Here is a 26,415-nt window from a genome sequence, read left to right as displayed (position 1 = left end):
TTATCCGCTTGTTTTTTTCGAAACTAGCCCCCATCTTGGTTTCAAGCTTACTTCCATCTGTTTACGGCCTTATGGCCGCCGTAGAGGCGAAATCATGAAGACAACCATCGAATTGCCTCTCCTGCCATTGCGTGATGTTGTGGTTTATCCGCACATGGTTATCCCGCTGTTCGTGGGGCGCGAGAAATCCATCGAAGCCCTCGAGGCCGCGATGACGGGCGACAAGCAGATCCTTCTGCTGGCTCAGAGAAACCCTGCTGACGACGATCCCGGTGAAGATGCACTCTATCGCGTAGGTACGATCGCTACCGTTCTTCAACTGCTCAAACTGCCGGATGGCACGGTCAAGGTTCTGGTCGAAGGTGAGCAGCGGGGCGCCGTGGAGCGCTTCAGCGAAGTGGACGGCCACTGCCGTGCCGAAGTCTCGTTGATTGACGAAGTCGACGCGCCCGAGCGCGAGTCGGAAGTGTTTGTCCGTAGTCTGCTGGCTCAGTTCGAACAATATGTGCAGTTGGGCAAGAAAGTCCCTGCTGAAGTCCTGTCGTCGCTCAACAGCATCGACGAGCCAGGCCGCCTGGTCGATACCATGGCTGCGCACATGGCGCTGAAGATCGAGCAGAAGCAGGAAATCCTCGAAATCATCGATTTGTCGGCCCGGGTCGAACACGTCCTGGCGTTGCTGGATGCCGAGATCGATCTGCTGCAAGTCGAAAAACGCATTCGCGGTCGCGTCAAAAAACAAATGGAGCGCAGCCAGCGCGAGTACTACCTGAATGAGCAGATGAAGGCCATTCAGAAAGAGCTCGGCGACAGCGACGAAGGCCACAACGAAATCGAAGAGCTGAAAAAGCGCATCGATGCCGCCGGCCTGCCGAAAGATGCCTTGGCCAAGGCCCAGGGCGAACTGAACAAGCTGAAACAAATGTCGCCAATGTCCGCGGAAGCGACCGTGGTGCGTTCGTACATCGACTGGCTGGTTCAGGTGCCGTGGAAGGCTCAGAGCAAAGTGCGTCTGGACCTCGCCCGTGCAGAAGACATCCTCGACGCGGACCACTACGGTCTGGAAGAAGTCAAAGAGCGGATCCTCGAATACCTCGCCGTGCAAAAGCGCGTGAAGAAGATTCGTGGTCCGGTGTTGTGCCTGGTCGGTCCTCCTGGTGTGGGTAAAACCTCGCTGGCGGAGTCGATTGCTCACGCCACCAACCGAAAATTCGTACGCATGGCCCTCGGCGGTGTGCGTGATGAAGCGGAAATTCGTGGTCATCGCCGGACTTATATCGGTTCGATGCCAGGAAGATTGATTCAAAAGATGACGAAAGTGGGTGTCCGCAACCCGCTGTTCCTGCTCGATGAAATCGACAAAATGGGCAGCGACATGCGTGGCGATCCGGCGTCGGCGTTGCTGGAAGTGCTCGATCCGGAGCAGAACCACAACTTCAACGATCACTATCTGGAAGTCGACTACGACCTGTCCGATGTGATGTTCCTTTGCACCTCGAACTCCATGAATATTCCGCCGGCGCTGCTAGACCGGATGGAAGTGATTCGTCTGCCGGGCTACACCGAAGACGAGAAGATCAACATCGCCGTCAAATACCTTTCGCCGAAGCAGATTACGGCCAACGGCTTGAAGAAAGGCGAGCTGGAATTCGACGCTGAAGCGATCCGCGACATCATCCGCTACTACACCCGCGAAGCCGGTGTACGTGGGCTGGAGCGCCAGATTGCCAAGGTTTGCCGCAAGGCGGTCAAAGAGCACGCAATGGAAAAACGCTTCTCCGTGAAGGTCACTGCCGACACGCTTGAGCACTTCCTGGGCGTGCGCAAATTCCGCTACGGCCTGGCTGAATCGCAGGATCAGATTGGCCAGGTGACTGGTTTGGCCTGGACTCAGGTCGGCGGCGAACTGCTGACTATCGAGGCTGCTGTCGTGCCCGGTAAAGGCCAACTGATCAAGACCGGTTCTCTGGGTGACGTGATGGTCGAATCCATTACCGCCGCATTGACCGTTGTCCGCAGCCGTGCGAAGAGCCTGGGGATTCCCCTGGACTTCCACGAGAAGCGCGACACGCACATCCATATGCCGGAAGGGGCGACTCCGAAGGATGGCCCAAGTGCGGGTGTAGGCATGTGCACGGCCCTGGTGTCGGCATTGACCGGGATCCCGGTGCGCGCGGATGTCGCCATGACCGGCGAAATTACCCTGCGTGGTCAGGTACTGGCGATTGGTGGTCTGAAAGAAAAGCTGCTCGCGGCTCACCGCGGCGGAATAAAGACTGTGATCATTCCTGAAGAGAACGTACGCGATCTGAAGGAAATTCCGGACAATATCAAGCAGGATCTGCAGATTAAACCAGTTAAATGGATTGACGAGGTCCTGCAAATTGCGCTGCAATACGCGCCGGAGCCCTTGCCCGATGTAGCTCCCGAGATAGTTGCAAAGGATGAAAAACGCGAGTCTGACTCTAAGGAAAGAATTAGCACGCATTAGTACGCATTTGCCTGGGTGGCTTGTTGACAGCTTTTTAGAGCCCTTGTTATAAAGCGGCTCTTAAGTGTCTGTAGGCCATTCAGCACTCGTTTTTGCTTTCACCAAAAAACTTAGAATCATACTCAAATAGATATAAGGGGACTTAGAGTGAACAAGTCGGAACTGATTGATGCTATCGCTGCATCCGCTGATATCCCGAAAGCTGCTGCTGGCCGTGCGCTGGACGCTGTAATCGAATCCGTCACTGGCGCTCTCAAGGCTGGCGACTCTGTTGTTCTGGTTGGTTTCGGTACTTTCTCCGTGACCGATCGTCCGGCTCGCATTGGTCGTAACCCACAGACCGGTAAGACGCTGGAAATCGCGGCTGCCAAAAAACCAGGTTTCAAAGCCGGTAAAGCACTGAAAGAAGCTGTCAACTAAGTTCGACTCAGGTTTTTACCTATCCGGGTCGGGGTCATGCCTGACCTGGCAGCGGAGCGGTAGTCCAGTCGGCAAAACGCCGGTCCGAGACGCCGAGGGTCGCAAGTTCGAACCCTTGGTCCGCTCCGCCAGTTACGAGAAGGCGCATCCTCGGATGCGCCTTTCTTCTATCCGGATTCTACCCACGCTCCACGGTTGCCTAATTTTGAAGTTCAACCGTTTCTGGGGGACGCATGCTGCAGAATATCAGGGACAATTCACAAGGCTGGATTGCCAAGACCATTATCGGGGTCATCGTTGCACTGATGGCTTTGACCGGTTTCGACGCCATTTTTCAGGCCACTACCCATCGTAATGATGCGGCCAAGGTCAACGGCGAAGAAATCAGCCAGAACGAGCTGAGCCAGGCGGTTGATATGCAACGCCGTCAGCTCATGCAACAGCTGGGCAAGGATTTCGATACTTCCTTGCTCGACGAAAAAATGCTGCGCGAATCGGCCCTCAAAGGCCTGATCGATCGCAAGCTGCTGCTGCAAGGCGCAGAAAACTCGAAATTCGCTTTTTCCGAAGCGGCTTTGGATCAGGTGATCCTGCAAACCCCTGAATTTCAGGTGGACGGCAAGTTCAGCTCCGAGCGTTTCGATCAGGTCATTCGTCAACTCGGCTACAGCCGCATGCAATTCCGCCAGATGCTGGCTCAGGAAATGCTGATCGGTCAGTTGCGCGCTGGCCTGGCAGGCAGTGGTTTCGTCACTGACGCACAGGTTCTGGCCTTCGCCCGTCTGGAAAAGCAGACCCGCGATCTCGCTACCCTGAACGTCAAGGCTGACCCGGCGGCTGTGAAACTGACCGACGATGAGGTCAAGGCCTACTACGACGAGCACGCCAAGGAATTCATGACACCGGATCAGGTGATCATTGATTACCTCGAGTTGAAGAAGTCTTCCTTCTTTGACCAGGTCGCCGTCAAGGACGAAGACCTGCAAGCGGCGTATCAGAAAGAAATCGCGAACCTGTCCGAGCAACGTCGGGCGGCGCACATTCTGATCGAAGTGAATGACAAAGTGACCGAGGCGCAAGCCAAGGCCAAAATCGAAGAAGTCCAGGCCCGTCTGGCCAAAGGCGAGAAGTTCGAGGCCCTGGCCAAGGAATTCTCTCAGGACCCGGGTTCGGCGAACAACGGCGGTGACCTCGGCTACGCAGGTCCTGGTGTCTACGATCCAGCGTTCGAAACGGCGTTGTATGCGTTGACCAAGGATCAGGTTTCGGCACCGGTTCGCACTGACTTCGGCTTCCACTTGATCAAGCTGTTGGGTGTTGAAGCGCCGGAAGTCCCAACCCTGGCCAGCCTGAAAGACAAGCTGACCAAAGAGCTGAAAGCCCAGCAGGTCGAGCAGCGTTTCGTCGAGGCGACCAAGCAACTGGAAGACTCGTCGTTCGAAGCTTCCGATCTGGCTCAACCGGCGCAGGATCTGAAGCTGACCGTTCACACCTCCAAGCCGTTCGGCCGCGAAGGTGGCGAGGGTGTGACAGCCAACCGTGCCGTGCTGACTGCCGCGTTCAGTCCTGAAGTGCTGGATGAGGGTGCCAACAGTACCGCCATCGAGCTCGATCCGGAAACCGTGATCGTGCTTCGCGCCAAGGAACACTTGAAGCCTGCGCAATTGCCGCTGGAAAGCGTGTCTGCCGCCATTCGTGGTCAGTTGGCCAAGGAGCACGCCAGTGCTGCGGCCAAGACCAAGGCTGACGAATTGATCGCCAGCCTGCGCGAAGGCAAGACGCCACTGGACAAGGCGATTGACGGTCAGAACTGGAAAGTCACCGCAGCAGCGACTCGCGCTCAGGAAGGGATTGATCCTACCGTGCTGCAAGCGCTGTTCCGCATGCCGAAACCGGCTGCGAAAGACAAGCCGACCTTCAGCAGCGTGACCCTGGCCGATGGTAGCCTGGTGATCGTGCGTCTGAACGGCGTCAACGAAGCCGCTGCACCGACCGAGGAAGAGAAGGCTCAATACCGTCGCTTCCTCGCCTCGCGCATTGGCCAGCAAGACTTTGCGGCGTACCGCAAGCAGCTGGAAGCCGAAGCGGACATCAAGCGTTTCTGATGCCTGACTGAGTTTCCCGCGACATAAAAACCCCGGCCGAACAGCCGGGGTTTTTTGTGGACAGAATCAACAGATCGCAGCCTGCGGCAGCTCCTGCTCAATCCCTGTGGGAGCTGCCGCAGGCTGCGATCTGTTGATCTTCACCCGAACGGGACTTTTCCGTGTAAATCGCAGTCATTACACTTGTAACTGTTTCAAGACACTAATCGGTGCGACGCTAAGCATCGATCTGTTGCACAATACGCCCCGGACCGTTTTTCCTCAGGATGCTCAATGTTTAAATCATTTCCCGTGCGGGTTGTCGGGCTGGCGTTGGCGCTGGCCGCCGCGGCCGGTTGCTCGTCGAAGAAAGCCCCTATCTATGAGCATGAGAACTTTGACGATTCTGGAACGTTTTCGCGCAACTATCCGGTGACCGATGCGCAAACCTGCGAAGCCGCCCGTCGGGCGCTGCTCAGTCAGGGCTACATCATTACCAGCAGCGATCCGAAACTGATCAGTGGTCACAAGAGTTTCCAGCAGACGGGCGACACCCACATGGAGATCAGTTTCAGTGTGGTCTGTGCCGATGATGGCAGCGAAGGGCACCACGCCACCATGTTTGCCAACGCACTGCAGGATCGCTATGCGCTGAAGAAGACCAACAATTCCGCCAGCCTTGGTGTGGGCGTGCTGGGTTCGGTATCGATGCCGATCGGCTCGTCCGATGACTCGATGGTCAAGGTGGCCAGCGAGACTGTCTCGTCGGCGAAGTTCTACGAGCGCTTCTTCACCCTGGTGGAATTGTTCCTGCCGCCGGAAGCGAAAAAAGCCGCGCACATCGTCGAGAAGCCGAAACCCGACCTCGGCGTGCCTGAAACCAAGGCCGCACCGACCGCACCGGCTGCATTGGCGCCGGAGCCTGCACCCGCCGCCGAACCTGTGCCAGCCCCGGCAGCGGAGCCGGCACCGGCACCTGCCTCGGAACCGGTTGCACCGCCACCGGAACCAGCACCGGTTGCCCCGGCTGAAAACACCGAATCGGCGCCGTCGACGGAAAACGTCACGCCACCGCCGCAGTCGGATTTGCCGCCACCGAGCGAACCGATTTCCGCCATGCCAGTCACCAGCCACTAATCGGTCAGTGCGTTCCGGGATCGGTTGACGGCCCATCGATCCCGGAGCAGCGTTCAAATTGATCCGCGTCAACCCAGACCGTATTCCTACAGCTTGTATCGAAAAAATTCCGTGATAAATGCCTGACTGCCTGCTACGTTTTATTGAGTAGCGGCGAAGCGTCGTGCCTGCGTCATTTTTCTTTCACGCGGGCACTTTATGCTCAAGGCGCTGGTCATTTATTCAAGCGTTTTTTCAATGAGCTGTGGGGGATTAAAAATGGATGATTATCAAGAAGAACTGCTCGAGTTTCAGGCGTTTGAACTGGACCCGCTGGAACCCGCCGAAGACGCTACCGAGCTGTAAGCGTCAGGCTGATTGGCGATGACTGCGGCGAAATTCGCCGGGTGTCTGACCGCTCCAGCGTTTGAAGGCGCGTTGAAACGCTTCGGCTGAGGCAAAACCCAGCAGGTAGGCGATTTCGCCGAACGCGAGTTCGGTATCGCGAATGTAGGTCATGGCCAGGTCGCGACGGGTGTCGTTGAGAATTGCGCGAAATTGCGTGCCTTCCTCGGCGAGTTTGCGGCGCAAGGTCCAGGTTGGCAGCTTCAGGCGTGCCGCCACTTCTTCCAGGTCGGGCTCCCGGCCACCATTGAGCAACGGCCCCAGCAACTGAGTGATGCGTTCACGCAGGCTGCGGGTGCGTGTCAGTTGTTCCAGTTCCCGTTCACACAGTTGCTGCAAGTGTCGCCAGGTACTGGGGCAGTGCACCGGGTTGCGCTGAGCGAGGCTGGCCAGGCTCAGGCGCAGCTGGTTCTGTTCGGCGCCGAACTGGATCGGGCAGTCGCCCAGTACCGCATAAGCGTCACGGTAAGCCGGTTCGTCGAATTCGATTTCGATGCGTTCGGCGCTCAAGGGAGCAGGGCTGACGCTGGATAATTGCTGCAACCATCCGGCAATGATCGAATCCACCACAAAGCGGTTATAGGCGTTGTAAGGGCTGATGGAATAGAACCGCAGCCAGGCGCCTTGCGCGTCTTCGTGAAAGCTCGATTGACCGCGATAGTTGGAACCGTACAAGGCTTCGAAGCGAATCAGGCAGCGCGCCGCTTCCCGAACCGTTGGCGCCTGCGCGGCGGTGACCCCGGCCAGACCCGCCTGGCTCAGACGGCTGAGCTGACCCATGCGCAAACCCAGTGCCGGGTTGTCGGTCAGTTGAATCGCGCCGTGGCCCAGGCGCATGTAGCGCGGGATCGAGAGCCGGGCGCAGGCTTCGTTCAGGCGAGCAGGGTCGAGGCCATATTGATCGAGCAGGGGCTGAGGGTCCAGGCCGTGGCTGCGCACCGCATCGGCCAGGCTGTGAACAAAGCCCACCGACAGATCACCCAGCCGCACCGGCAATGGTTTCATGGCTTACAACCACAGGTTCAGCAAGCGAGCGCCGTGGACATCGACGCCGGCGAAATGCTGCCCGTTGCTGCTGAGAAAACTTTGCCCGGCGCTGCCCTGGTCCCAGAACTGCCCGCGCAGAAACACACTCATGCCGGCGATGGCCCGGCTGCTGGGCGGTTGAGCGGTCAGTGTCAGGCGATGCCAGGCCTGGCCTTCGCTGAGTTCGCCGGCCTTGAGGCTGACGGAGCCGGGCGTCGACAAACCTTTGTAACCGCGCCATGGCTTGTCCCACGTACCGCGACCGCTGACGAACGCCGGGACCGCGACCAACTGTGCACCCTGATTGTCGAGTTTGCGGTAGTTGTCCGGGTACCAGCTGTCGCTGCCGATCAACACGCCGAGACGACCGGCCGGGGTGTCGACGACGTTGAGCGTATGTTCGCCATTGGCGTTGATCACATCATGCTCGGCGAAGATCGGATGCATCTGACGCTGTGGCTGGCCAATCGGCAGACCATCGCGACCGAACACCACGCTGCTGTTGTACAGCGCCCCACGACCTATTTTCAGGGTGCCGTCGATGATGCTCGGTTCGGGCAGCACGATGGAGCCCGCCACCAGCGTCACGTGAAACTCTTTCGCCAGGCCACCGAACAACGCCTGGTAATCCTTGGCCATGCCTTTGGCTTTCATGCGCAGGTGCGCATCATCCAGGCGGTTGTCGCCCTTGGCGCTGATCAGGGCGCGGACGAACTGCAAGGGATTGCTTACCGCCAGCCAGTTCATGGCTTCCTTGATGGTGTTGGCCTGGTACAGCTCGTCTTTTTCGCCGCTGACCATCAACCAGGTGCCGACGTGTTCGGGCAGCACGACGATGGTTTTTTCATTCAACAGGCCCTGTTCCTGGGCTTTCTGCAGATAGGCCGCGAGTTTGCGGTGCAGGCGTTCGGCGCTTTGGTAGTCGGTGGGAAACAGTTCCGGCTGGATGCCCAGCAGGTTGCCGCGATCGGCTGGCGTGCCCTGATCGATGACGAGATCGATACGCAGGTCCGACAGGTAATGGCCCACCGGACGGTCCGCGGCCCACATGGCGTAGGTCGTCAGGGCGGCAACTAATGCCATGGAGAAGGTCAGGTACAGAAGTTTGCGCATGGGAAAACAGTCAACGGCCGTGTGCGGGGTTCACAGACTAGGGTAGGGCCCATGCCGGCGCTTGCCAAGGGCTGCTGCGCATTTGGATCAATAAGTTGTCAGTTACGGTCATTGAGCGAGGGAATGACTGGTCATAGTCTGTTACACAAGACAGAGGGGCGCCAAAGAGCGCCCACACTTTTTCGTGATCGCTCGTTGTGGAGTTACCGATGACCGCCGCTCATTACCCTCACCTGTTGGCCCCGCTGGACCTGGGTTTTACCACGCTGCGCAACCGCACCCTGATGGGGTCGATGCACACCGGTCTCGAGGAGAAACCCGGCGGTTTCGAGCGCATGGCTGCCTACTTCGCCGAGCGCGCCCGTGGCGGCGTTGGCCTGATGGTCACTGGCGGTATCGGTCCGAACGACGAAGGCGGCGTGTATTCCGGCGCGGCCAAGCTCACCACCGAGGAAGAAGCGCTCAAGCACCAGATCGTGACCCGCGCGGTGCACGAGGCGGGCGGCAAGATCTGCATGCAGATTCTTCATGCCGGTCGTTATGCCTACAGCCCGAAACAGGTTGCACCGAGCGCCATTCAGGCGCCGATCAACCCGTTCAAGCCCAAGGAGCTGGACGAGGAAGGCATCGAGAAGCAGATCAGCGACTTCGTCACCTGCTCGGCTCTGGCGCAAAAAGCCGAGTACGACGGCGTCGAGATCATGGGCTCCGAAGGTTATTTCATTAACCAGTTCCTCGCGGCCCACACCAACCATCGCACCGACCGCTGGGGCGGCAGTTACGAAAACCGCATGCGCCTGCCGGTGGAAATCGTCCGTCGCGTGCGCGAAGCCGTAGGCCCGAACTTCATCATTATCTTCCGTCTGTCGATGCTCGACCTGGTGGAAGGCGGCAGCACCTGGGAAGAAATCGTGACGCTGGCCAAGGCCATCGAGCAGGCCGGTGCGACGATCATCAACACCGGTATCGGCTGGCACGAAGCGCGGATTCCGACCATCGCCACCAAAGTGCCGCGTGGTGCGTTCAGCAAAGTTACCGCCAAGCTGCGCGGTTCGGTGAGCATTCCGCTGATCACCACCAACCGCATCAATACCCCGGAAGTCGCCGAGCAGATTCTGGCCGAAGGCGATGCCGACATGGTGTCGATGGCGCGGCCATTCCTCGCCGACCCGGACTTCGTCAACAAGGCCGCTGCTGGCCGTGCCGATGAAATCAACACCTGCATCGGTTGCAACCAGGCGTGCCTCGATCACACGTTTGGTGGCAAGTTGACCAGTTGCCTGGTCAACCCGCGGGCCTGTCATGAGACCGAACTCAACTACCTTCCGGTGCGGCAGATCAAGAAAGTCGCCGTGGTCGGTGCCGGCCCTGCGGGTCTGTCGGCCGCCACCGTGGCCGCCGAACGTGGCCATCAGGTGACGCTGTTCGATTCGGCCAGCGAAATCGGCGGTCAGTTCAACATCGCCAAGCGCGTGCCGGGCAAGGAAGAGTTCTTTGAAACCCTGCGTTACTTCAACCGCAAACTGCAAACCACCAACGTCGAGCTGTGCCTGAACACCCGCGTCGACGTGGCGAAACTGGTGGAGGGCGGTTTCGACGAAATCATCCTCGCGACGGGCATTGCGCCTCGCACGCCGGCGATTCCGGGCGTCGAGAACGCCAAGGTGCTGAGTTACCTCGACGTGATTCTGCAACGCAAACCGGTGGGCAAACGTGTCGCGGTCATCGGCGCGGGCGGTATCGGTTTTGACGTGTCGGAATTTCTGGTGCACCAGGGCGTGGCCACCAGCCTCGACCGCGAAGCCTTCTGGAAAGAATGGGGCATCGACACGCATCTGGAGGCGCGCGGCGGCGTGGCGGGCATTAAGGCCGAACTGCATGCACCGGCCCGTGAAGTGTTCCTGCTGCAACGCAAGACATCCAAGGTCGGCGACGGCCTGGGCAAGACCACCGGCTGGATTCACCGCACCGGTTTGAAGAACAAGCAGGTGCAGATGCTCAACAGCGTTGAATACCTGAAGATCGATGACGAAGGCCTGCACATCCGCATCGGCGAAACCGGCGAGCCGCAAGTGTTGGCGGTGGACAACATCGTGATTTGCGCCGGGCAGGATCCGCTGCGTGAATTGCAGGACGGGTTGGTCGCGGCCGGGCAGAACGTGCATCTGATTGGCGGTGCGGACGTGGCGGCGGAGCTGGATGCGAAGCGGGCGATCAATCAGGGATCGCGGTTGGCTGCTGAGCTGTAATCTACAGGCTTAACGTGCCAATGGCCTTCGCGAGCAAGCCCGCTCCCACACTCGATCTGTGTCGCAATGCAGATCAAATGTGGGAGCGGGCTTGCTCGCGAAGGCTGCCTATGAGCGACTAGAATGCCAGCTCTTTACCCAGAGCTGGCATTGATGCTTTCTCCTCTCAACGACTGGCTCCCTCAAGCCCCCCTCGATCCCCTTCATCTTGATTGGCTAACCCGATCAAGCATAGAAGTCGCCATCCTGCGCCTCGACCAGATCGACCCACTGATCAGCGGCAACAAGTGGTTCAAGCTCATCGAGCACCTCAAAACCGCCGACCTCGCCGGTGCCGAAGGCATCATCAGCCTGGGCGGTGCTCACTCCAATCATCTCCACGCACTGGCGGCTGCTGGCAAACGCTTCAGGTTCAAAACGGTGGGTTTGCTGCGCGGTCATCCGCAAGACACGCCGACAGTGAACGACTTGCAGGCCTTCGGCATGCAGTTGCACTGGCTGGGTTATGGCGGCTATCGCGCGCGGCACGAAGCGGATTTTTGGGAGCCCTGGCAGGCGCAGTATCCCGATCTGCTTCCGGTGCCTGAAGGTGGCGGCGGATTATCGGGCGCAAAGGGCTGCATGCCGTTGAAAACAATGGTCAGCGAGCAACTGAACGATCTGTCCTGGAGCGACTACGACGGTTGGTGGCTGGCCTGCGGAACCGGCACGACCCTGGCCGGCCTGGTGCTGGCCGAAGCGGGGGATCACCCGGTTTACGGCGCGTTGGCGGTGCCCGACGACCATGGTGTGGCGCAGCAGGTCGAATCGATTGTGCGCGCGGCAGGCTTGCACGATCCGGTCTATGAACTGTTCGACGCCAGTCGCGGCGGCTTCGCCAAAGTCGATCCGCTGTTACTGGACTTCATCGCGCAAACCGAACAGGCCAGCGGCATTCCCCTGGAGCCGTTGTACACCGGTAAAGCACTGCTGGCGCTCAAGCAGCACATTGAAGCCGGCAGATTCGAGAAGGGCTCGCGCCTGATCTTCATCCACACCGGCGGCTTGCAGGGCCGCCGCGGATTCTATTCACAAAATTGAAGTGTACGGTGAACCAAATGTGGGAGCGGGCTTGCTCGCGAAGACGGTGTATAGGTCGACATCTATATTGACTGACACAACGCCTTCGCGAGCAAGCCCGCTCCCACATTTGGTTTTGTTGACTTCAGGTATTACGGCTAACCTGCTTCGGCATCATCCGCAGCAAGGTGTTATCGCCCACCACATAGTGATGATAGATCCCCGCCACGGCGTGCAGCCCGATCAGCCAGTAACCGATGGTACCGCCGAGCACATGCCAGCTTTCGATTTGCCTGGCCAGCGCCTTGTCCTCCGACACCAGCAGCGGCAAATCAAAGCCATAGAACATCACCTGATGACCCTTGGCGCTGGTGACCAGCCAACCCAGGATCGGCATCGCGATCATGAAAATGTACAACGCCCAGTGCATCAACCTGGCGAGCGTGGTTTGCCAGTGTGGGGAGGCGGGGAAGATCTGCGGTGCCGGGCCGAGGCTGCGGGCGAATAATCTGAGCCAGACCAGCACGAATACCGTCAGCCCCAGCATGAAGTGCGACTCGGTAATCAGCGTCCGGCCGCCACTGCCTTTTGGAAAGATCCCGCGAAATTCGATGCAGGCGTAAACCAGCGCCAGCAGGACCAGCATCAACCAGTGCAGCGTGATCGACACAGTGCTGTAGCGTGAATCGGAATTCTTCCAGGGCATACGGCGTTCCTCACGGGTCAGGCCACCGTTCTTGGTCGACGGTGCTTTAACTGTAAGCCCGATTCGACGGGTTTGCCTGATCCTGGTAAAGGTTCAATGCGCTGATTCAGGCAATAGACAGAAAAAAAGCACCGCTTTCCCTTGTAGGAGCGAGGCTTGCCCGCGAAGGCGTCTGAACATTCAACATGGATGGCGGCTGGTAGGACGCCTTCGCGGGCAAGCCTCGCTCCTACAGGGGGACGCGGCGCTTCGGGGTGAATCAATTGGTTTGCGGCATTTCACCCTTGGCCAGACGCTTGTTGATGTCGGCGATCACTTCCGGCAAATCGGTAATGGTGTCGATCATGTAGTGCGGGCGCGAACCCTCGAACATTGCGTGGATACGCTTGCGCTCGCTGGCCAGTTGATCGCTGCCGAGGGCGCGATAACCTTCGTAGTCCAGGCCCAGCGCATTGCCCGAGCAGATCAGCGCAACGGTCCACATGCCGGCGCGACGGCCTTCGAGAATGCCCGGCACGGTGTCGTCGATCTTCACGCAAGCAGCGACATCGTCGATGCCCAGGGCGATGACGTTGGCCAACGCCTGGGCTGGCCATGGACGGCCGTTGGGCACTTCGTCGGTGGCGACCACGTGATCAGCGATGTAACCGTTGGTGGCGGCCAGTTCGACGACTTTGTCCATGACCTGTTTCGGGTAGCCGGAGCACGAGCCGATCTTGATGCCTTGGGCACGCAAGTTGGCAATGGTGTCCAGCGCCCCCGGAATCAGTGCCGAGTGTTCGGCGATTTTCTCGATCTGCAGCGGCATGAAGCGTTTGTAGATGGCGGTCACGTCAGCGTCGGTCGGCGTGCGGCCGAACGCCTTGCGATAACGTTCGGCGACTGCCGGCTGATCGCACAGGGTGCGGATGTGATCCCACTTGCCCATGCCCATCGGGCCACGGGCTTCTTCGATGGACACCTGGACGTCGAATTCGGCGAAGGCCTCGACAAAAATCTGCGTTGGGGCGAACGAACCGAAGTCGACCACGGTGCCGGCCCAGTCGAGGATGGCGGCTTGGAGTTTGGTTGGGTTTGCGTAGTTCATGGTGATCAAATCCTGTGGCAACTGGCTAATAGGAGCGCTGCTTTTGGTGGGAGCGGGCTTGCTCGCGAAGGCGGATTGACATTCAACATTGATGTCATCTGACACACCGCTTTCGCGAGCAAGCCCGCTCCCACAGGGGGAGTGCGGTGTGGTCAGATTTCGAGTACTTCCATCTCGCGCAGCACTTCAGCCACCGCCGCCACGGCCGCGTGCATCTCGGCCTGGTTGACGTGGCCGATGCAGCCGACGCGGAAGGTTTCGACCTGGGTCAATTTGCCGGGGTAGAGGATGAAACCCTTGGCCTTGACGCGTTCGTAGAATTCCTTGAACTGGTAGCGCGGGTCTTTCGGCGCGTGGAAGGTCACGATGATCGGCGCCTGAATCGCGGTGGGCAGGAAGCTGCGCAAGCCGAGTTTGGCCATTTCATCGAGCAACACTTTGCAGTTGTCGGCGTAACGCTGATGCCGGGCCGGCAAGCCACCTTCTTCGTTGTATTGCAGCAGGGCTTCGTGGAGTGCCGCGACCACGTGGGTCGGCGGGGTGAAGCGCCACTGGCCGGTCTTGGCCATGTAGGTGTGCTGGTCGAAAAGGTCCATCGCCAGCGAGTGCGAGTTACCCGCGGCATTCGCCAGCGATTCTTTGCGAGCGAAGACGAAACCCATTCCCGGTACGCCTTCCAGGCATTTGCCCGAGGCGGCGATCAGCGCGTCGAACGGCACCTGTTGCGCATCCACCGGCAGCGCGCCGAAAGAACTCATGGCGTCGATGATCAGGCGCTTGCCGTGCTGTGCAATGACCTGGGCGATTTCTGGCAGCGGGTTGAGGATGCCAGTGCTGGTTTCGCAGTGAATCAGTGCAACGTGGGTGATGCTGGCATCGGCCCGCAGCAGACGGTCGACGTCGGCAGCGGTGGTCGGTTCGTCTTCCGCCGTTTCAAACGTGCTGAAGGAACGGCCCAGCACTTCGCAGATTTTCGCCAGGCGTTTGCCGTAGGCACCGTTGATCAGCACCAGGACTTTGCCGTCACGCGGCACCAGGGTGCCAATGGCCGCTTCGACCGCGAAGGTGCCGCTGCCTTGCAGAGGCACGCAGTGGTGGCTGTCGCCGCCATTGACGATCGCCAGCAATTGCTCGCAGAGGCTGGCGGTCAGTTGATTGAAGCGATCATCCCATGAACCCCAATCGACCATCATCGCCTGACGGGTGCGGGCCGAAGTGGTCAACGGGCCGGGGGTGAGCAGGATGGGTTCGGCAATACTCATTCTCGTGTCCTCGCAATCGATGGGATGAAGCTACGGGGCATAAATTGCAATTTGCCGTGCTATCAATCAAATTGTTTGTTGTTATGCCAGCCATCAGTGAGAGTTATTCATGAACCTGTTCCAGCTCCGCGCGTTCGATGCGGTGGCCCGCGAGGGCAGCTTCACTCGCGCCGCCGCGCGACTGTTTATCAGCCAGCCGGCGGTCACCGGGCACATCAAGGCGTTGGAAGAGCACTACCAGATCACCCTGTTGCGACGCTCCGCCCGTCGGGTCGAGCTGACGGAGGAGGGCACCAAACTCGCGGCGATCACCCGGGCGATGTTTGGTCTGGCGGAAGAAGCGCAGGTGATGCTCGAAGCCAATCGGCAGTTGCTCACCGGCCGTCTGGAAGTGGCGGCGGACGGACCGCACATGGTCATGCCGATGCTGGCAAGCCTGCGGGCGCGATATCCGGGGATTACCGTGAACCTGCGCCTGGGCAATGCCCAGGAAACCCTCGCGGCGCTGTTGTCGGAACATGCCGACGTGGCGGTGCTGACCGAGGTCGAGCCGCGCAAGGGTTTGCATTTGCAGGCGTTGAGCGAATCACGGATTTGCGCGCTGGTGCCCGAGGGTCATCCGTGGGCGCAGAAATCGAAAGGCGTGCAGCTCAAGGAACTGGATCAGGTGATCATGGTGTTGCGCGAACCCAGCTCGATTACCCGGCGTACGTTTGATGAGGCTTGTGTGCAGGCGAAGGTCAATCCGCGGGTGTTGCTGGAGCTGGACAGTCGCGAGGCTGTGACCGAGGCCGTTGCAGCGGAGTTGGGGGTTGGCGTGGTTTCTTCAGTGGAAGTCAGTCATGACCCGCGGGTGGCGGCGGTGCCGATTATTGGTGAAGGGTTGGTGAATCGGCACATGATCGGGTGCGTGGAGCGGCGGCGGGATTTGAGGTTGATTCAGGCTTTTTTCGAACTGGCGCCGGTCAGATAGACCGAGGCGCGGCCTTCGCGAGCAAGCCCGCTCCCACATTGGATTGGGGGGGCACAATTTTTTTGCTCGACACAGATCCCCTGTGGGAGCGGGCTTGCTCGCGAAGGGGCCAGACCTGCCTATACCAGACTCTCGCGAACCCTCTCCAGAAACGTCGCCACCACCCGCCGCGAACTCTGCTAGCGCCTGGCGAAATTCGCGGCGGCGGCCGGCAAGGCTGACAAGGGCTGATCAGACCTTGCGGTTCACCAGCCAGTCAAACAGCAGACGGTCATCGCCCTGAGGTTGCAGGGGCGGTCGAGGCGCTGGCGGGTTATTCGCGATGGCGTACAACACGGGGCGGTCCGGATCGCTGTCGAGAAAACTGATGAGCACGTCGGTTCCGGCGACAGGCAGCCTGGACGGATCGATCCGGCCATCCGGCGTGGCGAGGACCACGGGCAGCCAGAAACCGGTGGATTCATCGTCTTCGGTCGCCGGGGATGGCCATAACCTGACTTTTATCCGGCCTTGATCATCCAGCTCCGCAGACTGGCCGACAGGGCCCAGCACCCGGGCCGTCTGAAAACCCGGAATGTTGAGTCTGGCTTGTGTGAGCGCGGGTCTGAACACCGTTGACCATGGAATGGCGGTGAACTGATTGCTGTAACGCCGGACCCTGTCGGTCGCGTTCCGCTCAAGAATCGACGGCTGCCGACCCTGATGCCGGATCTCGGTCAGCAGCCATTGATCGTTGAAGTTCGGGAGCGGATGTTTCGACACTTGTACGATTCGTCCGCTGCGCAATGCGCTCTGGTTGCTTTGACCCTGCATCTGCCCATGTCGGCAGCGCAGGCGTTCCAGTGTTCGACGGCTGAGCTGGTCGCGCTCGATCGGCTGCGGGGCAGGGAGCACGGTGAGTGGGGGCGAGGTGTGGCGCTGGAACAATTCACTGATCACCGGCACGTGCAGGGTTGGAGACGCATCGCCGTGAAAAGGCATGAGCAGCGGTTCTTGAGGGAAACTCAGGCTGTCGTCCGCGAGGACCAGCACATGGCCGTCGCGCTGATGTTCGAAGTGATAGTGAATGCCTTCTTCTCCGCAGAGCCGTTGCAGAAATGCCAGGTCCGTCTCATCAAACTGGATGCAGAACGGCTTGACGGGATAGCGCCCGTTTGGCAGTTCAAAGCGGTAGCTGTCTTCAGGCAGCCCGTTTTCTTCGAGCAACTGGCGCAGGATGGCGGGCACATCGAGTTGATGAAACACCCGGCGGGAACACTGTCGGTCGAGGTTTTGCAGCCAGGGCACCAGCGCCAGCCTGTAGCCGACCCGGTGCAGGTCGAGATGTTCGCGGGTGGCGCAGTGAACGATGCCGTGAATGCCCCGGCCCTCCGTCAGGTTGAAGAACACCGGTTGTTGCAGCAGGCGATCCAGGCTCATGGCGGGCGCCAGGCCGATCACTTCGATGTCGAATCGGTAAGGCTGGTTGAGGGCCTCAAGGCCCTTGAACTGCACCACCTGCAAACTCAAATTGCCGTTCAGCAGTGTCAGGGTGAAGGGACTTTCCTTGTCGTTATGCATCGGACACGCTTCTGCCAGGGAGTACGGGCGCAGAGGGTACGAAAGGTGACTCACTATGGACACCGCAAAACAATGTTTCAGAATCGCCCTACAACTCGCGGTGAATATGTCGATTCGACTGGATGGATTTTTTGGTCGATTGCCAACTTTAGGCCGTATAAACTTGCGCAAAGCGTCGGCCAATAGATGTCTCGGCGCCACAGATAAGAGAGTGAGTAATGGGCGCACAGTGGAAGGTTAAACACAAAGAAGCGGCAGCCAATGCCAAGGGCAAGATCTTCGGCAAACTGGTGAAGGAAATCACCATCGCTGCGCGCAACGGTGCCGATACCGCCACCAACGCACATCTGCGTCTGGTGGTCGAACAGGCGAAAAAGGCTTCGATGCCCCGCGAAACCCTGGAACGTGCGATCAAGAAAGGCTCCGGCCAGCTCGGCGAAACGGTGCAATACCATCGCGTGACTTATGAAGGGTTCGCGCCGCACCAGGTGCCGCTGATCGTTGAATGCGTGACTGACAACATCAACCGCACCGTCGCGGAAATCCGCGTCGCGTTCCGTAAGGGGCAGTTGGGTGCTTCCGGTTCCGTGGCTTGGGACTTTGACCATGTGGGCATGATCGAGGCGTCCCCGGACAGCCCGGATGCCGATCCGGAAATGGCCGCCATCGAAGCCGGTGCGCAGGATTTCGAGCCTGCCGATGAAGGCGCAACCTTGTTCATCACCGAAGCGGCCGACCTGGATTCGGTTCAGAAAGCTTTGCCTGAGCAGGGCTTCACCGTGTTGTCGGCGAAGCTGGGTTATAAGCCGAAGAACCCGGTCAGCGGCCTGAGCGACGAGCAGATGGCTGAAGTCGAAGCGTTCCTGGAAGGCCTCGATAACCACGATGACGTGCAGGATATGTTTGTCGGGTTGGCTGGATAAATTGCTTCTTCAGTGATACCGCTTTCGCGAGCAAGCCCGCTCCCACATAGGTTGTGTGTTGTACAAATGATTTGTGTACGACATAGAACCCCTGTGGGAGCGGGCTTACATCGCGGATGACCGCGAAGCGGTCACCGTTTATTCAATTCCCGCACAATCTCGCTGAACCCCGGCCGCGCCAGCACCTGCGGCTGACAGCAGCGCTGCTGCAAATCCTCCAGTTGCACACGAACTTCATCGCTCAACCCCGAGTCGATCCGCTCCAGCAATTCCCCCAATAAAACGCCAAACGCGCGTACCTCGATCCGTTGTAATGCACGGCTTTCAAGGCTGTCCTCGGTCGCGTGGAAAGACGCTGCGCCAAAGTCCCCCAACAGGCAATCACCATGCTCGTTCCACAGAATATTGTGGCCATAGAGGTCGCCGTGGGTGATGCCCTGACGGTGCAAATGTTCGGCCACCGACGCGATGCCGCGGGCGATCCGCAAGGCCACGTCGGCGCTGAACCGTGTGTCGCTGGCGTAGACATCGCGGCTGCAGGACGCCAGGCTCGGTAACCCGGCGAGGTTGCGATAACTCGGTTCGACCAGCTCCATGACCAGCCCGGCCTGCGCCTGCGGGTGCTCGATGATCCGCCCTTCGACCCGGATCAGGTTAGGGTGCAGGCCGGCGGTGATGCAGGCGTTCATTTCGTGCAGCGGCGAGCCATCGCTGGTCATTTCACCCTTGTAGAGCTTGACCGCGACCGGCGTTGTCTGCTTCCACAACGCCCGATGAATGACGCCGGAAGCGCCTTCGCCCAATTGTTCTTCCAGACTGAGCTGCGACCAGGGAATCGTCGGCGTGGCATCGAGCGCGGCCGCATCCGCCTCTGTTTCCAGCGGATTTCCGGCGTAGGCCAGCCAGGTCAGGCTCGGCAGAGTCAGCAGCCACGATGGCAACTCGGTCAACTGGTTGGCGGCGATGCGGGTCAGCTCGAGGCGATGGCAATTGCTCAGGCTTTCCGGCAAGCACTGCAGCCGGTTACCGGCCAGCATCAGTTTTTGCAGGTGCGGGCGTTCACCCAGCTCGGTCGGCAGCTCCCTGATGCGGTTGTCGGTCAGGATCAGCCAGCGCAACAGTGGTGGCAGCGCGGCACCCGATACTGTTTCGATGCGGTTGGACTTGAACCCGACCATGGTCAGCGCGGCGCACTGGCCAAGGCAGGCGGGCAGTTCGCTGAAGTGGTTGCGGTCGCAGAACAACACGCGCAAACGGGTCAGGCGGTGAAAGTCGTCCGGCAGGCTGCTCAAGGCGTTGCCACTGAGGTTGAGCACCTCGAGCGAGTCCGCGAGGTCGAGGATTTCCCGGGGGAACTCCGTCAGGTCGGCGGTCAGGTCAAGACGAGTGGTGCCAGCCAGCAGGCCGGCGCGCAGTTGGGCAAGGGTATCGATGATCAGATTCGCTGTTGATCTAGGGGTAGGGCGCGGGGGCCTGAAAAAGGGCGACATGATAGCGGCAAAGATGGGGTGACTGTCAGGGCCTCTTCGCGAGCAAGCCCGTTCCCACATTTGACCGAGTCGCCTAGCCGAACGCGGTCTGAGTGGGAGCGGGCTTGCTCGCGAAAGCGGTGTTCCAGCTACATCGATGTCGACTGACACTCCGCTCCCACAGGGGGATTATTGGTGTGGTCAGAATTGTGCGGTTTGCTTGAGCATCTGTGCCGCCGGGGTATCGCTCGGGCTGACCATCGCGTAGTTGTAACCACCCCCCGACCAATACTCGGCCTGCAATTCACCGTCACTGCGACTGCCCCTGGGCAGCAGGAAGTTTTTCGGACCCGGCGGGCGCACGTAGAAGCTGACTTTATGCCCGCTCCGGTCCTCATAAACCACCATCGCCGCCGGCCCTTGCTCGGTGCTGAGCAAGCGCCCGCTGACCGGTTTGAACCCAGCTTGAGTAAGGTCCGGCAGACGATGAGCCTGGGTGAAGTATTGATCAAGCCAACCCTGCATATCGCCATCGGCGCTGACTTTGTAATCGGCCGGCAGCATGCCTTGCTGGGCAAACAGTCGATACGCCTGCATGGCATCCGTCATCGGAAGCTGGGCGCTGACGAGTGTCATCTCCCGCGCCTGCCAGCCGCTGATTCCGCCGATACTCACGGCGATCAGCAACACGGCAGCGCTGGTCAGACGGCGGCGCGATTGTCGCTTGAGGCGCTGGCGAATCAGCGCCGGATCGAGGTCCGGGTTGGCCGGTTGCTGCAACGCGCCGCTGAGGGCCGCGCGCAGTTGCTGGGCGTCCTGCTGCCAGGCGCGAACCTGTGCAGACATTTCCGCGTTGCTCGCCAGAAAAGTCTCTACCAGATGGCGGTCGTCTTCGTTGAGTTGATGGTCCACATAAGCGTGCAGGTCACGCTCGCTCGGAGGCATGCTGATCATTTGAGTCTCCGCAGAGAAGGACGGGTGATTTCGCCGTCGCTGAGTTGGCGCAAGGCCTGGCGGGCGCGGGACAGGCGCGACATCACGGTGCCAGTGGGGACGTCGAGGATTTCGGCCACCTCCTTGTAACTCAGGCCTTCGACCGACACCCAAAGCAGCAGGGCGCGCTGTTCGGTGCTGAGCTGATCGAAGGCCTGCAGGGTCGATTGGGCGATCACGGTGCGTTCTACCGACGGCTGGGTGTCGTCACGTCCGGTAAAGAATTCAAGCATCCGCGCATAACGCCGGGAGCGCCGGTGAGCGTCGAGAAATTGCCGATAGAGAATCGAAAACAGCCAGGCACGCAAGTCACCCTCGGGACGTTTGTCGCTCCAACTCGACAGCGCCCGCTCAAGACACGACTGCACCAGATCGTCGGCGCTGCTGGGGTTGCGCGTCAACGAAACGGCAAACCGGCGCAATCCGGGAATGATTTCTCTCAGTTTTTCGTCGATATCGTTCATGAAGTTCTGAGTAGTCACTACGCTGTGTGAGTGTTCAGGAAGACGCTCGCCATTCGAACTTATTCCACGCCCGAAAAAATAAATACCGCGCGATGGAATAAACCCTCATGGGGTTCGTCTGCTTGATCCTTCTCACTTGTGGCCGATGGCCCTGGAGTCTTTCATGGTAGATCGCTCATCACCGCCCACCCGGCCACCCTTGAGTGCTGCGAGCCTGACATTGCGCCTGGCGGGCATTGCCGTGGTAGTCGCTGTCGTGGCCGGGGCATTTGCCTACGTCAATGGCACCTTTGACCCACAGCGTCTGACCCCGAAAAAACTGATCAATGTGTTGGAAACCAACAACGGCGTGCACCCTGGCTTCCGGCGCAATCACTCCAAAGGCGTGTGCGTGATCGGGCACTTCGAAAGCAGTGGCGAAGCACGCAGCTATTCCAGCGCTCAGGTGTTCAATCAGGCGCGGACCCCGGTGGTCGGGCGTTTCGCGTTGCCGGCCGGCAATCCTTACGCGCCGGACAGCGCCGTGCCGATCCGCAGCCTGGCGCTGCGCTTTACCCAGGCCAACGGCCAACAGTGGCGCACCGGGATGAACAGCATGCCGGTGTTCCCGGTGGGCACGCCCGAAGCGTTCTACCAATTGCAGCAGGCCCAGTCGCCAGACCCGGCCACCGGCAAACCGAACCCGGCAGCGGTGCCGGCGTTCTTCGGCTCGCACCCGGAAGCCGCGCCGTTCCTCGCCTGGATCAAAACCGCCAAGCCGTCCGCCAGTTACGTGACGGAAACCTACAACAGCGTCAATGCGTTTTATCTGGTCAACGCTGCTGGGCAAAAGCAAGCGGTGCGCTGGAGCATGGTGCCGGTGGCGCAGGATGCGGCAGGCGCCACCGCGCCGGAGGGTGGCGATTTCCTTGAGAAAGATCTTGTTCAGCGTATTTCCGCAGGTCCTTTGCGCTGGCAGTTGAACATCACGCTGGCCAACCCCGGTGATCCGGTGAACGACGCCAGCAAGGCCTGGCCCGACGGCCGCAAGGTGGTGAACGCCGGCACGCTGGTGCTCGAAAGCACCCAGCCGCAACTCAATGGCGAATGCCGGGACATCAACTACGACCCGCTGGTGCTGCCCGCCGGTATCGAAGGGTCCGACGATCCGTTGCTGGCTGCTCGTTCAGCCGGTTACGCCAGTTCCTACTTGCGCCGCACCAGTGAAGTCAGCCAATTGCCTGCCGCTAAACAGGAGGCTCAACAATGAGCGCCCAACCGAACCACTTCGCCCCGCTGGCGCGACTGCTGCACTGGCTGATGGCGTTGATGATCATTGCCATGCTGTTTATCGGCGCGGGGATGGTCGCTTCCGTCTCGGAGCGTCATGAGTGGCTGATCCATCTGCACAAACCGCTGGGCGTTGCGATTCTGCTGCTGGTAATTGTGCGCCTCGGCGTTCGCTTCTCAACCCGACAACCACCGCTCCCGGCGGACTTGCCCGGTTGGCAGGCGCTGGCGGCCAAGGCTTCGCATGTTTTGCTGTACGCCTTGATGTTTATCCTGCCGCTGCTCGGGTGGGCGATGATTTCGGCGGCGGGCGACCCGGTGATGCTCAGCAGTTCGTTGCAGTTGCCGTCGATCCTGCCGGCGAATGCGCAGGTGTTTGCGTTCCTGCGCAAGGCGCACGGGTATCTGGCGTATCTGCTGTTTCTGACTGTGTTGCTGCATCTGGCGGCGGCGTTGTTTCACGGCTGGGTGCGCCGCGATGACGTGCTGGATAGCATGTTGCGGGGTAAGGATCGCGGTTGATGTGATCCACCGAAATCTATTGTGGTGAGGGGATTCATCCCCGTTGGGCTGCGAAGCGGCCCCAAAATGCGGTTTGTCAGATGAACCGTAGTGAGTGGAATTACGACTGCTTCGCAGCCGGACGGGGATGAATCCCCTCGCCACAGGTTTTGTGTGCTTTCGTAGCCAGCGTTCGCCACCAATAGACTAATGTCACGGCGTTGATGCCTGCGCCCAGCAGGCAAACGGGCGTTCTGTTATGAGGACGGGGAGGCGCACTCGCGGGTGGTTGACCGAGATGACGGTCGGCCGGTGCGGGCATTGGAGTTGCGCGCCGAGGACGGGCGTTTGGCCAAATAAACGTCAAAAGATCGCAGGCTACGCCAGCTCCTACAGTGGGAATGCGATTCTGTAGGCGCTGGCGAAGCCTGCGATCTTTTGATCCTGATTGCGATTAGCGCAAGGAATCGACCATGTCCGCGACGGTCGTCAACACATCCATGCCCAACTGCTTCGACCGCTTGCCCGACCAGCCCGTCAGCGGGTTCGGCGCGTCATTGTTGTCCTTGAACGGCATCTCCAGCGTCAGCGACAGACAGTCGAATTTCTCGCCAACGCTGTTGCACGCCAGAGTCATGTTGGCTTTGCCCGGCTCGTCGCGGGTGTAGCCGTGTTTGGTCTGGAAATCCTTGGTCAGGTGCTTCAGATGGCTGCGGAAGTGCTCTTCGAGTTTTTCGATCCGCAGCGTGTAGCCAGGGTTGCCTTCGCAACCGGCGGTGAACACGTAAGGGATTTCTTCATCGCCATGGATGTCGAGGAACAGGTCGACGCCATATTTTTCCATCTGCTGCTGAACGAACAGGACTTCCGGACTGACTTCCTGGCTGGCGTTCTGCCAGGCGCGGTTGAGGTCCTGGCCCATGGCGTTGGTGCGCAGGTGACCGTGGAAGGCGCCATCCGGGTTCACGTTCGGCACCAGGTACAAATCGGCGCTGGCCAGCAGTTTGTTCAGGACCGGATCGTCATGTCTTTCCAGGCGTTCGATCACGCCCTCCATGAACCATTCAGCCATGTGTTCGCCGGGGTGTTGCTGGGCAATCATCCAGACCTTGCGCTGACCTTCGGCGCCCGTGCCTTTGCGCAGCAGCTGAATGTCACGGCCTTCAACACTCTTGCCCGTAGCCAGCAGTTCGGTGCCGGCCTTGGTCTGCGCATGCTCGATCAACCAGTCATGGCGGCCACGGCTGTAGGGTTCAAAGTAGGCAAACCAGGCGTGGGTGGCGGTGGTTTCAAGGCTGAAACGCAGGCAGTCGCCTTCGAAGATGGTCGGCACACGGAACCAGTTGACGTGATCGTAGGACGCCACCGCCTGATAACCGTCCCAGGCCTTGTTGTACGAGGATTTGCTGGCATTGCTCAGACGAAACCAGTGCTCCTGACCGACGTGCAAGCCGCTGGCCTTGAAGTGAAACCACTGGAAATGCTGGCTGCGGGTGTCTGGCTTGATGGCCAACAGCGCTTGCAGCGGATTGCTGATATCCAGCGTTTCAATATTGCCGCTGTCGAAGTCGGCACTGATGCTGAAAGAGGATTTGGCCTCGCTCATAGTCGATTCCTGAATATGATTTTTATGGCTGCTACTTTACACGCTGGGAAGGGAAAAACCGGGGGAAATTGCGGGGTGTAGCGGGGGGCGTCCTCCTTGACGCCGACGCAGCTTAGAGACTGTACGATTGATTCTCAAGTGCTATTTTTCATTAGTTTGAGCCAATGTTGCCGGGCTTTCTCTTGCCAACAAATATTCTTTTGATATTATCCGCGCCATCGAATTTGCAGCACGTAAAGACTTCATTAGCCTGAAGGTCAAGCCAGAATAACTGGCAAAAAAAAACCCGGCAAAAAGCCGGGTCAAAAACCGTGATTAGCCTGATGAGGAGATAGTCCAGGAGACCGACCTAAGGTCACTTGGGCAATCGACTGATCTCGCGATCAGCTGATTTCAATAGTAATCATTCTCGTTTGCAAGTCAAATGATTTTATCTGCGCAATTGGAAAATCCTTTCCGGCGCCCTCAGAAATACTCCTCCCTGTCTTATCCGTGATGAATCCCGTCCAGGGATCGGTCCAGCAATGCCTTGGCCATATCGATCATGTCCACCGTCGAAAACGCCAGATCCCGGTGGACACCCTGCAGATTGTTCGCCGATTCGGACGCCGTGGCGGCAGCGCAGCGCAGCAGGTCTGATGCACGCACCAGTGCTTCCTCGCTGCTGACATTGCGGTTCACCTCAAAAAAACGCTCTTCTTCCTCCTCTTCGGACACAGCTGGTTTCAAGTAATAATCGAGTGCCCGCTGCGCGGCGGCCGAGCCTTTTGGCGAGGTGAGGGAAGTGTCGATTTGCAGGTCGGGCAGATCGTTGCTGGGGATGGTCATGGCGATGGCGAGCTCCGTGATAGATTCAGATCCGTGATCCGATCCTAATACGAACTGTATTTGTGACGAGGATTTAAATACTACAATTTGTGTTTTGACGGCCGGAGGCGCCCACGTATCGTGCCGCACATGGATAAATGGATTGAATTGGTCAAGGCCAAGATGAGTGAACTCAACGTCACTCAAGAGATACTCGCCGAGCGCCTCGGGATGTCCCAGGGCGGCATCGGCCATTGGCTGAACAAACGTCGGCAGCCGGGCATCGATGACATGAACCGGGTGTTGCACGCACTGGGCATGGAATTTCTCGAAGTGGCACTGGTCATCCGGGAGCCCGACGCTTCGAAGGACGAAAGCCAGGATCTGGTGAAAAAGTACAACCCGTACTTCCGTTACCCGGTCAGCGACTGGCGAGAATCCTGCGAGGTGCGCGACGGCGAGCCGACGGTGTATGACAAGGCGCGATTCGAACTGACCGATTACCACGCTCAGGGCGCGGCGTTCTGGTTGAGGGTGGTGGGCGATGCGATGACCGCACCGAGTGGCGTCAGTATCGCCGAGGGCATGATGATCCTGGTGGACCCGGCCATTGTGCCGGAGCCCGGAAAACTGGTGATCGCGCAATGGCCGGACAGCGCCGAGGCGACGTTTCGCAAGCTGATCGAAGAGGGCGGGCAGCGTTACCTGGTCCCGCTCAATCCGACGTATCCGAAAGCCCTTTACACCGACGCCTGCCGAATCATCGGCGTGGTGGTTCAGGCAACGGCCAGGTTCTGATCAGATCGGTCCTCGCAAGGCGTAGGACCGATCT

General features: G+C 59.5%; 23 protein-coding genes and 1 pseudogene. 13 read left to right on the top strand and 11 right to left on the bottom strand.

Annotated elements, in window-relative coordinates; translation table 11 throughout:
- Positions 1-94 precede the first annotated feature (94 nt).
- The 5 genes from lon (at position 95) to ACA073_RS17305 (ending at position 6,477) form a co-directional block, all read left to right on the top strand.
- Positions 95-2,491: an endopeptidase La gene (gene lon / locus ACA073_RS17325; RefSeq protein ID WP_497398063.1), complete on the top strand. Its 2,397-nt coding sequence runs from the start codon at positions 95-97 to the stop codon at positions 2,489-2,491.
- Positions 2,492-2,638: 147 nt separating this feature from the next.
- Entirely contained in the window at positions 2,639-2,911 is a 273-nt protein-coding gene (locus tag ACA073_RS17320; RefSeq protein WP_002552737.1) for an HU family DNA-binding protein, read from the top strand.
- A gap of 233 nt (positions 2,912-3,144) precedes the next feature.
- Entirely contained in the window at positions 3,145-5,016 is a 1,872-nt protein-coding gene (locus ACA073_RS17315; RefSeq protein WP_497398061.1) for a SurA N-terminal domain-containing protein, read from the top strand.
- A 273-nt stretch (positions 5,017-5,289) separates the two neighbouring features.
- A complete protein-coding gene (locus ACA073_RS17310) occupies positions 5,290-6,132 on the top strand; it encodes a DUF2242 domain-containing protein (RefSeq protein WP_497398059.1) in 843 nt (280 codons plus the stop codon).
- A 198-nt stretch (positions 6,133-6,330) separates the two neighbouring features.
- Positions 6,331-6,477 (top strand): hypothetical protein, encoded by a 147-nt coding sequence (locus ACA073_RS17305; protein ID WP_497398057.1) that lies wholly within the window; start codon positions 6,331-6,333, stop codon positions 6,475-6,477.
- Between the two features lie 3 nt (positions 6,478-6,480).
- Here ACA073_RS17305 and ACA073_RS17300 read toward each other — a convergent pair whose 3' ends face one another.
- Together ACA073_RS17300 and ACA073_RS17295 are read right to left on the bottom strand one after the other, a co-directional pair.
- Positions 6,481-7,521 (bottom strand): AraC family transcriptional regulator, encoded by a 1,041-nt coding sequence (locus ACA073_RS17300; protein ID WP_497398055.1) that lies wholly within the window; start codon positions 7,519-7,521, stop codon positions 6,481-6,483.
- A 3-nt stretch (positions 7,522-7,524) separates the two neighbouring features.
- Positions 7,525-8,655 (bottom strand): nitrilase-related carbon-nitrogen hydrolase, encoded by a 1,131-nt coding sequence (locus tag ACA073_RS17295; RefSeq protein ID WP_497398053.1) that lies wholly within the window; start codon positions 8,653-8,655, stop codon positions 7,525-7,527.
- A 209-nt stretch (positions 8,656-8,864) separates the two neighbouring features.
- Between ACA073_RS17295 and ACA073_RS17290 the strand changes: the two genes are divergently transcribed.
- Both ACA073_RS17290 and ACA073_RS17285 read left to right on the top strand, forming a co-directional pair.
- Positions 8,865-10,904 carry an oxidoreductase gene (locus ACA073_RS17290; protein ID WP_497398051.1) on the top strand — a complete coding sequence of 680 codons (2,040 nt, stop codon included), beginning with the start codon at positions 8,865-8,867 and terminating at the stop codon, positions 10,902-10,904.
- A gap of 153 nt (positions 10,905-11,057) precedes the next feature.
- Positions 11,058-11,984 carry a 1-aminocyclopropane-1-carboxylate deaminase/D-cysteine desulfhydrase gene (locus ACA073_RS17285; protein WP_497404134.1) on the top strand — a complete coding sequence of 309 codons (927 nt, stop codon included), beginning with the start codon at positions 11,058-11,060 and terminating at the stop codon, positions 11,982-11,984.
- Between the two features lie 124 nt (positions 11,985-12,108).
- Here ACA073_RS17285 and ACA073_RS17280 read toward each other — a convergent pair whose 3' ends face one another.
- From ACA073_RS17280 to ACA073_RS17270, 3 genes are all read right to left on the bottom strand, one after another.
- Positions 12,109-12,669 (bottom strand): cytochrome b, encoded by a 561-nt coding sequence (locus tag ACA073_RS17280; protein ID WP_497398049.1) that lies wholly within the window; start codon positions 12,667-12,669, stop codon positions 12,109-12,111.
- A 259-nt stretch (positions 12,670-12,928) separates the two neighbouring features.
- On the bottom strand, positions 12,929-13,756 hold the full coding sequence (gene phnX, locus ACA073_RS17275; protein ID WP_497398047.1) for a phosphonoacetaldehyde hydrolase: 828 nt from the start codon (positions 13,754-13,756) through the stop codon (positions 12,929-12,931).
- Between the two features lie 152 nt (positions 13,757-13,908).
- Positions 13,909-15,018: a 2-aminoethylphosphonate--pyruvate transaminase gene (locus ACA073_RS17270; protein ID WP_497398045.1), complete on the bottom strand. Its 1,110-nt coding sequence runs from the start codon at positions 15,016-15,018 to the stop codon at positions 13,909-13,911.
- 109 nt (positions 15,019-15,127) lie between these two features.
- Here ACA073_RS17270 and ACA073_RS17265 point away from each other — a divergent pair, with 109 nt between their 5' ends.
- A complete protein-coding gene (locus ACA073_RS17265) occupies positions 15,128-15,991 on the top strand; it encodes a LysR substrate-binding domain-containing protein (protein WP_497398043.1) in 864 nt (287 codons plus the stop codon).
- 231 nt (positions 15,992-16,222) lie between these two features.
- On the opposite strand, the gene ACA073_RS17260 is transcribed toward ACA073_RS17265, so the two are convergent.
- Complete coding sequence (locus tag ACA073_RS17260; protein ID WP_497398041.1) at positions 16,223-17,551, bottom strand: type VI secretion system Vgr family protein; 1,329 nt, start codon at positions 17,549-17,551, stop codon at positions 16,223-16,225.
- 218 nt (positions 17,552-17,769) lie between these two features.
- Between ACA073_RS17260 and ACA073_RS17255 the strand changes: the two genes are divergently transcribed.
- Complete coding sequence (locus ACA073_RS17255) at positions 17,770-18,474, top strand: YebC/PmpR family DNA-binding transcriptional regulator (protein WP_497398039.1); 705 nt, start codon at positions 17,770-17,772, stop codon at positions 18,472-18,474.
- A 131-nt stretch (positions 18,475-18,605) separates the two neighbouring features.
- Here the strand turns inward: ACA073_RS17255 and ACA073_RS17250 are convergent, their stop codons facing one another.
- From ACA073_RS17250 to ACA073_RS17240, 3 genes are all read right to left on the bottom strand, one after another.
- A complete protein-coding gene (locus ACA073_RS17250) occupies positions 18,606-19,907 on the bottom strand; it encodes a protein kinase (RefSeq protein ID WP_497404132.1) in 1,302 nt (433 codons plus the stop codon).
- A 237-nt stretch (positions 19,908-20,144) separates the two neighbouring features.
- Positions 20,145-20,897 (bottom strand): anti-sigma factor family protein, encoded by a 753-nt coding sequence (locus ACA073_RS17245; RefSeq protein ID WP_497398037.1) that lies wholly within the window; start codon positions 20,895-20,897, stop codon positions 20,145-20,147.
- Positions 20,894-21,400: an RNA polymerase sigma factor gene (locus ACA073_RS17240; RefSeq protein ID WP_497398035.1), complete on the bottom strand. Its 507-nt coding sequence runs from the start codon at positions 21,398-21,400 to the stop codon at positions 20,894-20,896. Before ACA073_RS17240 ends, ACA073_RS17245 begins: the two co-directional genes overlap by 4 nt.
- A 163-nt stretch (positions 21,401-21,563) precedes the next feature.
- On the opposite strand from ACA073_RS17240, the gene ACA073_RS17235 reads away from it, so the two are divergent.
- The 3 genes and pseudogenes from ACA073_RS17235 to ACA073_RS17225 all read left to right on the top strand — a co-directional run.
- Positions 21,564-22,649: a catalase family peroxidase gene (locus ACA073_RS17235; protein ID WP_461954006.1), complete on the top strand. Its 1,086-nt coding sequence runs from the start codon at positions 21,564-21,566 to the stop codon at positions 22,647-22,649.
- Positions 22,646-23,191 carry a cytochrome b gene (locus ACA073_RS17230; RefSeq protein WP_497398033.1) on the top strand — a complete coding sequence of 182 codons (546 nt, stop codon included), beginning with the start codon at positions 22,646-22,648 and terminating at the stop codon, positions 23,189-23,191. Before ACA073_RS17235 ends, ACA073_RS17230 begins: the two co-directional genes overlap by 4 nt.
- A gap of 228 nt (positions 23,192-23,419) precedes the next feature.
- Positions 23,420-23,530 (top strand): annotated as a pseudogene (locus ACA073_RS17225) (winged helix-turn-helix transcriptional regulator); the annotation flags it as partial.
- A gap of 94 nt (positions 23,531-23,624) precedes the next feature.
- Here ACA073_RS17225 and ACA073_RS17220 read toward each other — a convergent pair.
- Positions 23,625-24,776 carry a M14 family metallopeptidase gene (locus tag ACA073_RS17220; protein ID WP_497398031.1) on the bottom strand — a complete coding sequence of 384 codons (1,152 nt, stop codon included), beginning with the start codon at positions 24,774-24,776 and terminating at the stop codon, positions 23,625-23,627.
- A gap of 486 nt (positions 24,777-25,262) precedes the next feature.
- On the bottom strand, positions 25,263-25,604 hold the full coding sequence (locus tag ACA073_RS17215) for a DUF6124 family protein (RefSeq protein ID WP_497398029.1): 342 nt from the start codon (positions 25,602-25,604) through the stop codon (positions 25,263-25,265).
- A gap of 129 nt (positions 25,605-25,733) precedes the next feature.
- Here ACA073_RS17215 and ACA073_RS17210 point away from each other — a divergent pair, with 129 nt between their 5' ends.
- Complete coding sequence (locus ACA073_RS17210) at positions 25,734-26,381, top strand: LexA family protein (RefSeq protein WP_461954010.1); 648 nt, start codon at positions 25,734-25,736, stop codon at positions 26,379-26,381.
- Positions 26,382-26,415 lie beyond the last annotated feature (34 nt).

This window comes from Pseudomonas sp. LBUM1670 (assembly GCF_059695695.1).
This window is presented reverse-complemented; position numbering and strand designations above follow the sequence as displayed.

Bases quoted from the DNA above. Each gene is read 5' to 3' on its own strand.
- lon (WP_497398063.1), top strand. From the start codon at position 95: ATGAAGACAACCATCGAATTGCCTCTCCTGCCATTGCGTGATGTTGTG.
- ACA073_RS17315 (WP_497398061.1), top strand. From the start codon at position 3,145: ATGCTGCAGAATATCAGGGACAATTCACAAGGCTGGATTGCCAAGACC.
- ACA073_RS17310 (WP_497398059.1), top strand. From the start codon at position 5,290: ATGTTTAAATCATTTCCCGTGCGGGTTGTCGGGCTGGCGTTGGCGCTG.
- ACA073_RS17305 (WP_497398057.1), top strand. From the start codon at position 6,331: ATGCTCAAGGCGCTGGTCATTTATTCAAGCGTTTTTTCAATGAGCTGT.
- ACA073_RS17300 (WP_497398055.1), bottom strand. From the start codon at position 7,521: ATGAAACCATTGCCGGTGCGGCTGGGTGATCTGTCGGTGGGCTTTGTT.
- ACA073_RS17295 (WP_497398053.1), bottom strand. From the start codon at position 8,655: ATGCGCAAACTTCTGTACCTGACCTTCTCCATGGCATTAGTTGCCGCC.
- ACA073_RS17290 (WP_497398051.1), top strand. From the start codon at position 8,865: ATGACCGCCGCTCATTACCCTCACCTGTTGGCCCCGCTGGACCTGGGT.
- ACA073_RS17285 (WP_497404134.1), top strand. From the start codon at position 11,058: ATGCTTTCTCCTCTCAACGACTGGCTCCCTCAAGCCCCCCTCGATCCC.
- ACA073_RS17280 (WP_497398049.1), bottom strand. From the start codon at position 12,669: ATGCCCTGGAAGAATTCCGATTCACGCTACAGCACTGTGTCGATCACG.
- phnX (WP_497398047.1), bottom strand. From the start codon at position 13,756: ATGAACTACGCAAACCCAACCAAACTCCAAGCCGCCATCCTCGACTGG.
- ACA073_RS17270 (WP_497398045.1), bottom strand. From the start codon at position 15,018: ATGAGTATTGCCGAACCCATCCTGCTCACCCCCGGCCCGTTGACCACT.
- ACA073_RS17265 (WP_497398043.1), top strand. From the start codon at position 15,128: ATGAACCTGTTCCAGCTCCGCGCGTTCGATGCGGTGGCCCGCGAGGGC.
- ACA073_RS17260 (WP_497398041.1), bottom strand. From the start codon at position 17,551: ATGCATAACGACAAGGAAAGTCCCTTCACCCTGACACTGCTGAACGGC.
- ACA073_RS17255 (WP_497398039.1), top strand. From the start codon at position 17,770: ATGGGCGCACAGTGGAAGGTTAAACACAAAGAAGCGGCAGCCAATGCC.
- ACA073_RS17245 (WP_497398037.1), bottom strand. From the start codon at position 20,897: ATGATCAGCATGCCTCCGAGCGAGCGTGACCTGCACGCTTATGTGGAC.
- ACA073_RS17240 (WP_497398035.1), bottom strand. From the start codon at position 21,400: ATGAACGATATCGACGAAAAACTGAGAGAAATCATTCCCGGATTGCGC.
- ACA073_RS17235 (WP_461954006.1), top strand. From the start codon at position 21,564: ATGGTAGATCGCTCATCACCGCCCACCCGGCCACCCTTGAGTGCTGCG.
- ACA073_RS17230 (WP_497398033.1), top strand. From the start codon at position 22,646: ATGAGCGCCCAACCGAACCACTTCGCCCCGCTGGCGCGACTGCTGCAC.
- ACA073_RS17220 (WP_497398031.1), bottom strand. From the start codon at position 24,776: ATGAGCGAGGCCAAATCCTCTTTCAGCATCAGTGCCGACTTCGACAGC.
- ACA073_RS17215 (WP_497398029.1), bottom strand. From the start codon at position 25,604: ATGACCATCCCCAGCAACGATCTGCCCGACCTGCAAATCGACACTTCC.
- ACA073_RS17210 (WP_461954010.1), top strand. From the start codon at position 25,734: ATGGATAAATGGATTGAATTGGTCAAGGCCAAGATGAGTGAACTCAAC.